Source organism: Proteus sp. G2673, assembly GCF_009915125.1.
Lineage (GTDB): Bacteria > Pseudomonadota > Gammaproteobacteria > Enterobacterales > Enterobacteriaceae > Proteus > Proteus penneri.
Genome location: NZ_JAABLT010000020.1, coordinates 234,631 through 247,613, shown reverse-complemented (window position 1 = coordinate 247,613; position 12,983 = coordinate 234,631). Strand labels below are relative to the sequence as shown.

Here is a 12,983-nt window from a genome sequence, read left to right as displayed (position 1 = left end):
CGTTTTATTATTTGAAACAGTTGATGACTATTCAAAAAAAACGCATGAGTATTCAATTAAAAAACATAAATTGTTTCTACGGTTCGCACCAAGCGCTCTATGACATTAATCTAGAATGCTCTGCCGGTGAAACAATGGTTCTATTAGGACCAAGTGGTGCGGGTAAGAGCTCACTAATGAGAGTTCTCAATTTATTAGAAATGCCACGTTCAGGCGAATTAGAGATTGCTGGTCTGCATTTTGACTTTAGCCAACAGCCTAATGCAAAGGCAATTCGCTTATTACGCCAAAATGTGGGTATGGTATTTCAACAATACAATTTATGGCCACATTTAACGGTTCTTGATAATTTAATTGAAGCACCTTGTCGTGTATTAGGTTTATCAAAACCACAAGCCAAAGAAAAAGCAATGAAATTACTTGAGCGTTTGCGTTTAAGTGATTATGCAGGGCGTTTTCCTCTACATTTATCTGGAGGACAACAACAACGTGTTGCTATTGCAAGAGCATTAATGATGGAGCCTCAAGTTCTCTTATTTGATGAACCAACGGCAGCATTAGATCCTGAAATTACAGCTCAAGTTGTTGATATCATTAAAGAGCTTTCTGAAACGGGTATTACACAAGTTATTGTGACCCACGAAGTTGAAATTGCACGCAAAGCCGCGAGCAAAGTTGTATATATGGAAAACGGCCGTATTATAGAGCAAGGTGATAACTATCGTTTCACTGCTCCACAAACGGAAGCTTTTGCTAATTACTTGTCACACTAAATCAGGATCAGACAATGAAAAAAATATTATTTGCAGCACTTCTGACCAGTATTACACTTTCTGCAACTGCGGCTGAGAAAGAGACAATTCGTTTTGCAACTGAAGCAACGTATCCTCCATTTGAAATGATTGATGCGAATAATCAAATTGTGGGATTTGATGTTGATTTAGCCAATGCGATGTGTGCAAAAATTAATGCTGACTGTACCTTTACCAATCAGTCATTTGATAGTTTAATTCCGAGCCTGAAATTCCGTCGTTTTGAAGCGTTAATGGCGGGTATTGATATTACGCCAGAGCGTCAAAAACAAGTTGATTTCACTGATTCTTACTATGATAACTCTGCCGTATTTATCACAGTAAAAGGTAAAATTTCTGATGTTGCGAACTTAAAAGGCAAACAAATTGGTGTCCAGAATGGGACAACCCATCAGAAATTCATCAATGAACAACACAAAGAGATGAAAACTGTTCCTTATGACAGTTATCAAAATGCAGTATTAGATCTTAAAAATGGTCGTATCGAGGCTATCTTTGGTGACACAGCTGTTGTTAATGAATGGCTGAAAAAGAATCCTGAATTAGGTATTGTAGGCGACAAAGTTGCAGATCCTAACTACTTTGGTACAGGCCTTGCGATCGCAGTAAGAAAAGGTAATGCTGATTTACAAGATAAATTAAACAAAGCATTAGCTGAAGTAAAAGCTGATGGCACCTATGATGTCATTTATAAAAAATGGTTTGAATAACAATAATAGCTTAATAAATGAATGAAATAACAACTCTAGCAGGTGCGGCCGTCACAACGGTCACACTTGCTATTTCTGCTCTTATCATCGGGTTAGTTCTAGCCATGCTGTTTACAGCTTGGGAATCCGCGAGGTGGAAAGCCTTTGCTTTCTTAGGAACATGTTGGGTAACACTAATTAGAGGACTACCAGAAATGCTGGTGGTTCTTTTTGTCTATTATGGCACCTTGCAAGGTGTCATGATGTTAATGGATGGAATTGATCTTGGTGCTTTCACCTTACAAATTGATTTTGGTGATACTGAATCATTGCCTTTCTATTGCGGTGTTATCGCCCTTTCACTTCTTTATGCGTCTTATGCCTCCCAAACTTTACGTGGTGCATTAAAAGCAGTACCTACAGGACAATGGGAAGCTGGCCAAGCCTTAGGCATGGGCCGTATTACTATTTTCTTCCGCTTTATCATGCCTCAAATGTGGCGTCACGCTTTACCGGGTTTAGGTAATCAGTGGTTAGTTCTATTAAAAGATACGGCTTTAGTCTCATTAATCAGCGTTAATGATTTAATGTTACAAACACAAAGTATCGCTAACCGAACTCAAGAGCCTTTTACTTGGTATAGCATTGTTGCATTAATTTATTTGGCAATTACGTTGGTCAGTCAATATATCCTGAAATGGTTAGAAATGAGAACGACCCGATTTGAACGGAGTGCCTCATAATGTGGGATTATATTGTTGATATTTTACCGGGATTACCAACTAGCCTTTCTTTAACATTTGTGGCTCTATTGGTTGCATTTACTCTCTCGGTTTTAATGACTTTTGTTTTGGCATTAAAAACACCGGTTATTAACCAAATAGTAAAAGCCTATATTACCTTATTTACTGGTACGCCTTTATTAGTACAGTTCTTCTTAATCTATTATGGCCCTGGGCAATTTCCTGTGTTGAAAAACTTCCCAACAATGTGGGAGTTATTATCAACACCTTGGTTTTGTGCCATGGTCACATTAGCATTAAACAGTGCGGCTTATTCAACTTTACTTTTCTATGGTGCGGTAAGAGCAATTCCATCAGGACAGTGGCAATCCTGTCAAGCGTTAGGAATGTCACCCGTACAAACAGCAAGAGTGATATTACCTTACGCATTTAAGCGTGCGCTTTCATCCTATTCAAACGAAGTGGTCTTAATATTCAAAAGTACCTCACTTGCCAGTACTATCACCCTACTTGAATTAACTGGTTATAGCCGACAAGTTTTTGGTCAAAGTTATGATGTGATGGTTTTTGTTGCAGCAGGCATTATTTATCTGTGTATCAACGGAATACTGACACTCTTAATGAGATTGATTGAGAAGAAAGCCTTAGAGTTTGAGCATCGTAATTAAAAGCGCGTAAGCCGACTTGTCAATATAAAAACACCCCAGCAGTTTGAACTAACCCCAAAAGTTGGACACCAACTTTGGGGTGTTTTTTTATGTCTGAATAAATAATGTATTAACGCTGATCTGTTATTTTTTAATAACTATCTTAGCTATCTTTTAATACCAATAATGTAAGGACTTCATAGTGAGAAGTATGAGGAAACATATCAAACAATTGCACTCTATCTATCTGGTAGTGTGTAAGTTGCTGAATATCTTTAGCCATGGTTTGAGCATTGCAGCTAGAGTACAAAATAAAGCGAGGTTTCATTGTATTTAAATAGCCACACAGTGCCTCTCCGATCCCTCGTCTTGGCGGATTAACAAGCACTAATTCAGGTACTGACTCTTTAGTTAATGCATATCCTGTTGAATCTAATGCTTGAAACTCAACATGCTCTAATCCTAATTCTTGAGCCGATAAACGTGCACATTCAATCGCTTCTGGACTAATTTCAATCCCTGTTAATTGAGTTGATTTATCTGCACAATGCAACCCAAACCCCCCTGTTCCACAAAACATATCCCACAAATGTGTGATATTTAATTCTCTCACCCAACGACCTGCCGTAGCATAAAGTGATGAAGCAACCTCTGGATTAGTTTGAAAAAAACCTCTAGGGCGAATATGTAATGGAATTTGATTAAAAGATTCATCCAAAAACGTTTTTTCAGTCAGAATAGTTTCTTTTTCACCTTCAAGAATAGCCATATGAATAGGTTGAATATTCACAGAGATAACAGCTAATTGAGGCAATTGTGCTTGTAACCAAGGAAGTGCTTTGCGAAGCTGTTCTAGTTTTTTTTCTGAGCGCAAAACAAAGCGTAACATCATCGTGCCATTGCTTCTGCTTTCGGTTAATAAGATAAACTTAAGTTCGCCACGACGACGCTCTATATCGTAAGGTACTAATCCTGCTCTCGCTATAAATGTTTTTAAAATCGAAAAGATCGGTGCAAAAGAGTCAGGATAAAGAGGACATTCGCATAAATCGACAGCCACTCCCTCTCGTGTTTTTAGACCTAATACTGGTTTTTCAACACTGCCACTGACTACCATTTTTGCTTTATTACGAAACTGTGCTTGCTGGCTTTCAACAGGCGTTAATTTATCAAAAGCATAATCTTCAGGTAGCAATGATAATAAACTGTGCTGTTTTTTCTTGATTTGTTCAGAATAAGCAAGAGAAAGCCATTCACAAGAATGACAATCACCCGCACTAAATCGTGCGCATTGCATAAGATTTTGTGACCGTTATGGAGATTAATATTAATGTACAGTATAGGAGGAGTCAGTTGATGCGCTAGTTATCTCAACATCTTCTTCATCTTCATTTTCACTTTCTTGCTTTTCGCCATACAAGAAACCGTTATTAAAAATTTCGCTGATAACTTCAGCAGATTGCTCTTCTGCTTTTTGTAAGAACAGGTCAAATTGATTAAGTGAGATACCTGCAGCAACCGGAAATGATTGGCAAAAAACTAATTTTGGTAAGTTCTCGTCACTAATTTCTAGAAATGTTTTAATAAATAAAGAACTTGCATTAATTTGGCTTAAATTTGCCATTAATGGCACTATTGCTGACGGTTTTAGCTCAGCGATAGCGGTAAATACAAGCACATCTTCAAGAATATCAATTTTGGCATCAAAAATACCACTGATATATTGAAGATGCGGTAAATGTAACGCCTGACAAGAGTCACATTCATAATAAGCGATCTGTAATTCATCAAGCCAAGACTTTAGCTGATCCAGATCAGTAGTCACAACAGCGTTCATTCAAATAACCTTTACGCGCAAAAAAAAGAGTGCCTTTTGGCATTGGTGCTATTTTGCCACTTTTTCTATCTTGAAGGCACTAATAAATAAAAAAACTAAGAAAATTAAGCCAATTTACACATTGTATTTTCTTAGTTTCAAATACATTTTGAGGAAAAACAGATAGCTACTTATTGTTATTCTCTTTTTTCTGTTTACTCTTTGTGGATTGATGGTCAATCCCTAAAAAAGTTAATCGATAAATAGCACGCCATACTATATGAATAGCTGGCGGGATCATGCAGATAACCCCTAAAACAACTAGCGTTAATTGTCCTGTATATGTTCCTAGCCACTGCGGAGAGGTCATATATTGATTGATATAAAGATAAGCAACCACCAATAAAATGATCCCTATTATTTCAATGATAATAATGGGTTTTGGCATATCTGACAGTGATTTCATATCTCGATTTGAAGGCTTTTCCATCATTTCTCCGCTAAATGCAGTGTTGCAGTCCTATCTCATTATTCAGCAAATTGGTATAATTTATCACACTAAAAGGCAATAACTGTTTTTGTTTAGCCTAATAAAAAGGCATAGTAACAACCAAGAGAAACTATTATGCCTGAATTTTATTTCCTCAATAAGGAGTGTCGTATGTTTGTTGTCATTTTTGGTCGCCCTGGTTGCCCATATTGTGTTCGTGCAAAACAACTGGCTGAAACTTTATCTGAAAAACGTGACGATTTCGATTTCCGTTATGTTGATATTCAAGCAGAAGGAATTACAAAAGCTGATTTATCTAAAACTGTCGGTAAACCAGTTGAAACTGTGCCACAAATTTTTATTGATGAGAAACACATTGGTGGTTGCACAGATTTTGAAGCTTATGCTAAAGAAAATTTAGGCATCTATAATTAATTCAAAAGCGCTAAAACAGATTATTTATCAATATGTTTTAGCGCTTTCTTTTTTTGCATCACCCCATTTTTTCATTATCTTCCCACTCTTTCTAAAAAAAAATTCTATTTTTTTTCATTAGCCAGCGAACTTTCTTTCTAACTCGTAGTCTGAATTAGTGCCACTGCTTTTCTTTGATGTCCCCAAATATTGAGGAGCCCGATAGTTTCAACCCTTTTGGTGAAATAACTGTCGGGTTTTTTATTGCTTGATATTTAGTGACGCTCGCCTTGCAATGTCACAATAATGCGACGATCCCCTCCGTGATTACGATGTTCACCAAGATAAACCCCCTGCCAAGTTCCTAAATTCAACTCACCTTGACTAATAGGGATCGTGACACTTTGCCCAAGTAAGCTACTTTTTATATGAGCTGGCATATCATCACTACCTTCATAAGTGTGAAGATAGTAATCTTCATTCTCTTTCACACTTTGATTAAAGAAGCTTTCAAAGTCACTTCGTACTGTCGGGTCGGCATTTTCATTAATCGTTAATGAAGCCGATGTATGTTGAATAAAAAAATGAGCTATTCCAATTTTATATTGTCTTAGTTCGGGTAATTCTTGAATCAATACCTGTGTAATTAAGTGGAACCCTCTCGGCCTTGCCTTGAGTATGATGTTTTTTTGGAGCCACATTTTATACCTCGTTGATAATAAGAAAAAAGAACAATGTGAGAGCGATACCATAAGTGAAATACTCTTTTTAAGAGTGCTTTAGTTCAGTTAAATCTAAAACTGACAATTCTTTTAAAAAAAGCACAATTAAATAAGAAAAAAACACTTTACCCTTATTACTCCCTCATTTACCCTTAAAAACTTGCGTATTATGTATCATAAACATCGCTTATCAGCACGACATGTATGGAGCCTACTTTGCTGGAACAATTTAATTTAGCCGTATTTTCAATAATGAATGCAACGCCTGCGGCATCTCCTTTAGAAATCGGTACGGCGATAGTTATTGCTAAGTACCTTGTCTATTTTTTTCCATTATCCTTAGTGTTCTATTGGTTATGGGGTAATGAAAAACATCTTAACCAGCAAAGAGCATTAGTATGTAAAGCTGCTGTCTCTTTGGGTATCGCACTTTCTATCTCTTGGATGATTGGTGCTATTGCTCCTCATGACCGTCCTTTTGCCGCCAACATTGGCTACAACTTTCTTGATCACGATGCAACACCATCATTCCCAAGTAACCATGGTACGTTTGTTTTCACTATTGCTTTAGCTTACCTGTTTTGGCATAACAGTAAACGTATTGGTTATATCATGCTAGGTTTAGGACTAGCGATTGCTTGGGCACGTATCTACCTTGGTGTGCATTGGCCAATCGATATGATTGGTGCTTTTATTGTTGCTCTACTTTCTTGTGGCCTTTGTCAGATCTTCTGGTCTAAAGGCGGTAAAATACTCCAAAAATGGGTACAACAGCTCTATCAACTCTGTTTTGCTTATCCTATTCGTAAAGGTTGGACAAAGGCCTAACCTTTCTAATATCGAAAAGGCCACATTTATGTGGTCTTTTTTATATTTAACTTAAGCCCCCTTCAATATATTAATATATAAATAAAAATATTCTCTACTATTATATTAATCGTCCAAAATTAAATGTGTTGTTATTTTAATCAAATTTAAACTTTTATATTCGTTATATAACAACCTACCCAACTCATTTATTAACGAATTTATTGTTTTTTTTATAAACAATATTCTACTTATAAATGAAATATCGCTATCTTCATTTCATAAAATAAAAGGAATTCATTAATAAATAATCATATTTCATCGTTTCTATATTCTTTCGTCTACTTTTAAACATTATTTAAATAAAATAATTTATTCTTAATTTTCAACAAGATAAATGGTTAATATAATGTTTAAATTGTAAATAAAAATAACCCAATTGATTTTAATCATTTAATCTTTAGTTAATAAAAACACGTCAAAATAATCATTAATATGTGAACATTTAAGTATTTAGCTTTATTTTATACTTGCTTTAAAATTGGAAAATCATTTCAAAATGTTTTAAAACTCTCCTCAAAAAACATAAAATATAAAAAATGTTACATTTTTAGGTTTTTCAGTTATATTTAGCATTTGAGATGGTGATCACGGTAGTTTATCCTGAAAAACACTATATTCTGCACCTCTTAAGTCTGGATATAAACTTATTGAATATTTTTTCAAATTTTAAAAGAGCTTAATTCTTTTGAAGGTTAAAGATTTTTATATTTATATGTAGTAATTGAAGATATTGAGATAACACCAGGTACTCAATACACTCATTTATTCATAATTAAATTTATACCGTAGTTGTTTCTAGAAAATACAATTGCGCTCTTATTTTTATTCATTATTTTTTTACCGCGTTATTTCGGAGAGTATTATGGATACAACCAAAGCTGGTTCTATCGCGTCGGGTAACACCCAAGGTGATTACAAAACATGGCGTAAGTCAGATACTGTATGGATGTTAGGTTTATACGGTACGGCTATCGGTGCTGGCGTTCTATTTTTACCTATCAACGCAGGGATTGGTGGTTTAATTCCTCTGTTGATCATGTTAGTACTTGCATTCCCAATGACCTTCTTTGCACACCGTGGTATGTGTCGCTTTGTGTTATCAGGTAAAAATCCTGGTGAAGATATTACTGAAGTTGTTGAAGAACACTTCGGTAAAACTGCAGGTAAACTGATCACACTGCTTTATTTCTTTGCAATTTATCCTATTTTATTAGTTTATAGTGTTGCTATCACTAATACTGTAGAAAGCTTTATTGTAAACCAAATGCATATGGCAGCTCCGCCTCGTGCAATTTTATCACTGATCCTGATTGTCGGTATCATGTGTATTATTCGCTTTGGTGAACAAGCTATTGTTAAAGCAATGAGCGTGCTGGTATTCCCATTTGTTGCAATATTGATGGTACTTGCACTGTATCTGATCCCAGAATGGAATGGTGCAATCCTTGAGACTCTCTCTTTTGATCACGCAACCACGTCTGGCATGGGGCAAGGCCTATTAGTAACTCTATGGTTAGCTATCCCTGTAATGGTGTTCTCTTTCAATCACTCTCCAATCATCTCTGCATTTGCTGTTGCAAAACGTGAAGAATACGGCGAAAACGCAGAGAAAAAATGTTCACGCATTTTAGCTTATGCACACATCATGATGGTTATCACTGTTATGTTCTTCGTGTTTAGTTGTGTATTTAGCTTAACACCAGAAAACTTAGCAGAAGCAAAAGCACAAAACATCAGTATCCTGTCTTACCTTGCTAACCATTTTGAAGCACCTGTTATCGCTTATATTGCACCTTTCATTGCATTCGTTGCGATTACTAAATCTTTCTTAGGCCACTATTTAGGTGCCCGTGAAGGTTTCAATGGTTTAATCATCAAATCACTGCGTGAAAAAGGTAAAACAATCGAAAAAGATCGTTTAAATAAAATCACTGCACTGTTTATGCTGGTTACAACTTGGATCGTTGCAACGTTAAACCCAAGCATTTTAGGTATGATTGAAACATTAGGTGGTCCAATTATCGCAATGTTACTGTTCCTGATGCCTATGTATGCAATCCGTAAAGTACCAGCGATGAAGAAATATGCCGGCCACATTAGCAACGTATTTGTTGTAGTTATGGGTCTTATCGCAATCTCAGCAGTTTTCTATAGCTTAATTAACTCTTTCATGAGCTAATAGAGCATCAAATGGCTACTTTCTTAAAAGGGAGTAGCCATTGCTTTAGACTTCAAAACTGACACTTAACATTCTAATAATCACACAGTTGCGCCTTTAAATGAATTAGGGAGGCGAATATTATGGTTAGCGTCTTTGATATTTTTAAAATTGGTATTGGCCCTTCAAGCTCACACACTGTAGGCCCAATGAAAGCAGGTAAAGAATTTGTTGATTTGCTTGCTGAAAAAAAACTTCTCTCTTCTGTTTCCCGTGTTATCGTTGATGTTTATGGCTCTTTATCTTTAACAGGTAAAGGTCACGCAACGGATATTGCTATTATTATGGGATTAGCAGGAAATTTACCAGATACCGTCGACATAGATTCTATTACCCCATTTATTAAACAAGTAGAAACAACAGGCCGCTTAATGCTAGCAAATGGCATTAAAGAAGTGGATTTTCCGGTTGAAGGCGGTATGAATTTCCATAAAAGCAATTTACCCCTCCATGAGAACGGCATGACAATCACCGCTTATAATGGTGAACAGGTTCTATTGAAAAAAACTTATTATTCTATTGGTGGCGGTTTTATTGTTGATGAAGAGCATTTTGGCCAACCTGAAGAAAATACAGTTCAAGTCCCTTATCCTTATCAATATGCGGCTGATTTACGTCGCCATTGTAAAGAAACAGGGCTCTCTTTATCTGCATTAGTGATGCAAAACGAATTAGCATTACGTAGCAAAGAAGAAATTTCGGCTCATTTAGCTGCTGTTTGGGAAGTGATGAAATCAGGTATTGAGCGCGGTGTAAATACCGAAGGCTTATTACCAGGGCCATTACGCGTACCGCGCCGTGCTTCTGCATTACGCCGTATGTTAGTCACAGAAGATAAAACGACAACAGACCCAATGACGGTTGTTGACTGGATTAATATGTTTGCCCTTGCTGTGAATGAAGAAAATGCGGCTGGTGGACGTGTTGTTACTGCACCAACAAACGGTGCCTGTGGTATTATCCCAGCGGTATTGTCTTACTATGATAAATTTATTCGTCCTGTAAATGAAAACTCTTACACTCGCTTTTTCTTAGTTGCTGGCGTTATTGGTTCACTTTACAAAATGAATGCATCTATCTCAGGTGCTGAAGTGGGTTGCCAAGGCGAAGTGGGTGTTGCTTGTTCAATGGCAGCAGGTGCATTAACGGAACTTTTAGGCGGTAGCCCAGAACAAGTTTGCATTGCAGCTGAAATTGCGATGGAGCATAACTTAGGGCTTACTTGCGACCCAGTTGCAGGACAAGTACAAGTTCCTTGTATTGAACGTAATGCTATCGCCGCTGTACAAGCAGTAAACTCATCGCGTATGGCGTTACGTCGTGTCAGCGACCCTCGTATTTGTTTAGATAAAGTCATTGAAACAATGTACGAAACCGGTAAAGACATTAATGCTAAATATCGTGAAACCTCTCAAGGTGGATTAGCTATTAAAATATCCTGTGACTAAACCCATGGATCTTAAATCCAGATAGCTACAATAGATAAGGCGCTGATATCAGCGCCTTTTTTGTTTGTGTAGTATCTATCTCGTTACTCTTCTTTTTTAATATCATCTTTTTGTATGAGATTAAATTTTTATCCTTAGTTAAAATATGTTTTTTCAAACGAGCAAAGCATCACTCAATACAGATAGTTTAAAGAAAAAATAGGAGATAACTACATAAATTATTTAAATGGCGTGACGATAAACGCGTTATCTAAAGTAAATAACTACAAATTAATCAATCTATTGGTGATATTTAGATTATTGTCTAAAGTTGATAAGTAAAGATCACTAGAGACATCATCAGCGGGATAAAAAGAGAACTAAAATGAAATCAGATATTCAAATCTCCCAAGAAGCACACCTCTTACCTATTCAAGAAATTGCGAAAAATTTAAATATTGATCAAGATGATATCGAGTTTTATGGCAAATACAAAGCTAAATTTAGCCACAGTATTTGGTCAAAAATTGCGGCCAAAAAGCCCGGAAAATTAGTTTTAGTTACAGCAATTAATCCAACACCTGCTGGTGAAGGTAAAACAACCGTCACCGTTGGATTAGGGCAAGCCCTTAACCATATTGGAAAAAGTGCCATTATCGCATTACGCGAACCCTCATTAGGCCCTTGTTTTGGCATGAAAGGGGGAGCTGCTGGGGGGGGTTATTCTCAAGTTGTACCAATGGAAGATCTTAATCTTCATTTTACTGGCGATTTTCATGCTATTACATCAGCAAACAACTTACTGGCCGCCATGCTTGATAACTCCATTTATCAAGGTAATCCTTTAAATATCGATCCTAAAAAAATCGTGTTTAAACGTTGTATGGATATGAACGATCGCGCTTTACGAAATATTGTTGTGGGATTGGGTGGCGAAAAAGACGGTATTACAAGAGAAGATAACTTTGTTATTACTGTTGCTTCTGAAATTATGTCAATCCTGTGTTTAGCTGAGGATATTCAAGATTTAAAACAAAGACTTTCTCAGATCATTGTTGCTTATTCTTACAATGGCGATCCTATCACTGCTAATGATTTACAAGCCGTTGGCGCAATGGCCAGTTTGTTAAAAGATGCTATTAATCCTAATCTAGTACAAACACTCGAAAATACGCCAGCCATTATTCATGGTGGCCCATTCGCTAATATTGCTCATGGTTGCAATAGCGTAAGAGCGACAAAATTGGCTCTTCAACTTGCTGATATCACTATTACGGAAGCGGGTTTTGGTGCTGATTTAGGTGCTGAAAAATTCTTTGATATAAAATGCAGAATGAGTGGATTACGCCCTGATTGTGCCGTTATTGTTGTCACCACTAAAGCGCTAAAATATAACGGTGGCTTAGGTAAAGCCGAGTGGAATAATGAAGATTTAAGTGCACTTAAAAAAGGTATTGTCAATCTAGAAAAACATATTGAAAACCTTAAAAAATACGGCTTACCTGTGGTTGTTTCACTTAATGCCTATGTTACCGATAGCGTTGCAGAGCATCAGTTTATCAAACAATTCTGCCAAGATAGAAATTGTCGATTTGCAATTACAAAAGTGTGGGAAAAAGGAGGGGAAGGTGGTATTGAATTAGCGAATCAAGTCATTGATACACTTGAAAATGAGCATAGCCAATTCCAATTAATTTATCCTGATAATGCCTCGCTTAGTGAAAAAATTAATACTGTCGCAAAAGAGATCTATGGCGCAAATGGTGTGACTTATAGTCAATCTGCTCGTAACATGTTGGAAAAAATAGAAAAAATGGGGTTTTCTCATTTCCCTGTTTGCATGGCTAAAACTCAATATTCACTCTCAGATGACCCCAAGTTATTAGGTCGCCCGACTGATTTTACAATAAATGTTCGTGAAGTGTATGTTTCTGCTGGCGCTGGCTTTGTTGTCGCCTTAACAGGCTCTATCACAACCATGCCCGGACTACCGAAAACACCTGCTGCTATCACTGTTAATGTTGATAATCAAGGTAAGATCGATGGTCTTATTTAAGCTCTAAAGTAGATATTTCCCCATTTTTATTGAATATAAAAAAATCCGTAATCATTAAACAATTACGGATTTTTCATAT

The 12,983-nt window shown here is 36.5% G+C and carries 13 protein-coding genes; 9 read left to right on the top strand and 4 right to left on the bottom strand.

Annotation, left to right across the window (positions count from 1 at the left end; translation table 11 throughout):
• The first annotated feature begins 44 nt into the window (after positions 1-44).
• From artP to artM, 4 genes are read left to right on the top strand one after another with little or no spacing between them, the layout of a single operon-like run.
• The gene (artP, locus tag GWI59_RS11190; protein ID WP_006537475.1) at positions 45-773 is read left to right on the top strand and encodes an arginine ABC transporter ATP-binding protein ArtP; all 729 of its coding nucleotides are present in this window, start codon (positions 45-47) and stop codon (positions 771-773) included.
• Between the two features lie 14 nt (positions 774-787).
• A complete protein-coding gene (gene artJ, locus GWI59_RS11185; RefSeq protein ID WP_006537476.1) occupies positions 788-1,522 on the top strand; it encodes an arginine ABC transporter substrate-binding protein in 735 nt (244 codons plus the stop codon).
• A gap of 17 nt (positions 1,523-1,539) precedes the next feature.
• Positions 1,540-2,244, top strand: a complete 705-nt coding sequence (gene artQ / locus GWI59_RS11180) for an arginine ABC transporter permease ArtQ (protein WP_006537477.1) — start codon at positions 1,540-1,542, stop codon at positions 2,242-2,244.
• Positions 2,244-2,912, top strand: coding sequence for an arginine ABC transporter permease ArtM (gene artM / locus GWI59_RS11175; protein ID WP_115065205.1), 669 nt, complete (start codon positions 2,244-2,246; stop codon positions 2,910-2,912). Before artQ ends, artM begins: the two co-directional genes overlap by 1 nt.
• Before the next feature lie 142 nt (positions 2,913-3,054).
• Here the strand turns inward: artM and rlmC are convergent, their stop codons facing one another.
• The 3 genes from rlmC to GWI59_RS11160 all read right to left on the bottom strand — a co-directional run bounded on the left by rlmC (position 3,055) and on the right by GWI59_RS11160 (position 5,197).
• Positions 3,055-4,188, bottom strand: coding sequence for a 23S rRNA (uracil(747)-C(5))-methyltransferase RlmC (gene rlmC, locus GWI59_RS11170; RefSeq protein WP_109847514.1), 1,134 nt, complete (start codon positions 4,186-4,188; stop codon positions 3,055-3,057).
• Between the two features lie 30 nt (positions 4,189-4,218).
• A complete protein-coding gene (locus GWI59_RS11165; RefSeq protein WP_109400814.1) occupies positions 4,219-4,728 on the bottom strand; it encodes a YbjN domain-containing protein in 510 nt (169 codons plus the stop codon).
• Positions 4,729-4,894: 166 nt separating this feature from the next.
• A complete protein-coding gene (locus GWI59_RS11160) occupies positions 4,895-5,197 on the bottom strand; it encodes a YbjC family protein (RefSeq protein ID WP_072062830.1) in 303 nt (100 codons plus the stop codon).
• A 171-nt stretch (positions 5,198-5,368) separates the two neighbouring features.
• Here GWI59_RS11160 and GWI59_RS11155 point away from each other — a divergent pair, with 171 nt between their 5' ends.
• Positions 5,369-5,632 carry a GrxA family glutaredoxin gene (locus GWI59_RS11155; RefSeq protein ID WP_036912158.1) on the top strand — a complete coding sequence of 88 codons (264 nt, stop codon included), beginning with the start codon at positions 5,369-5,371 and terminating at the stop codon, positions 5,630-5,632.
• A 254-nt stretch (positions 5,633-5,886) separates the two neighbouring features.
• Here GWI59_RS11155 and GWI59_RS11150 read toward each other — a convergent pair whose 3' ends face one another.
• The gene (locus tag GWI59_RS11150) at positions 5,887-6,312 is read right to left on the bottom strand and encodes a secondary thiamine-phosphate synthase enzyme YjbQ (protein WP_109400813.1); all 426 of its coding nucleotides are present in this window, start codon (positions 6,310-6,312) and stop codon (positions 5,887-5,889) included.
• Positions 6,313-6,549: 237 nt separating this feature from the next.
• Here GWI59_RS11150 and ybjG point away from each other — a divergent pair, with 237 nt between their 5' ends.
• From ybjG to GWI59_RS11130, 4 genes are all read left to right on the top strand, one after another.
• On the top strand, positions 6,550-7,161 hold the full coding sequence (ybjG, locus tag GWI59_RS11145; protein ID WP_161724657.1) for an undecaprenyl-diphosphate phosphatase: 612 nt from the start codon (positions 6,550-6,552) through the stop codon (positions 7,159-7,161).
• A gap of 904 nt (positions 7,162-8,065) precedes the next feature.
• A complete protein-coding gene (locus tag GWI59_RS11140; protein ID WP_006537486.1) occupies positions 8,066-9,382 on the top strand; it encodes an HAAAP family serine/threonine permease in 1,317 nt (438 codons plus the stop codon).
• A 122-nt stretch (positions 9,383-9,504) separates the two neighbouring features.
• Positions 9,505-10,869, top strand: coding sequence for an L-serine ammonia-lyase (locus tag GWI59_RS11135; RefSeq protein ID WP_072062833.1), 1,365 nt, complete (start codon positions 9,505-9,507; stop codon positions 10,867-10,869).
• A gap of 364 nt (positions 10,870-11,233) precedes the next feature.
• Complete coding sequence (locus GWI59_RS11130; RefSeq protein ID WP_161724654.1) at positions 11,234-12,904, top strand: formate--tetrahydrofolate ligase; 1,671 nt, start codon at positions 11,234-11,236, stop codon at positions 12,902-12,904.
• Positions 12,905-12,983 lie beyond the last annotated feature (79 nt).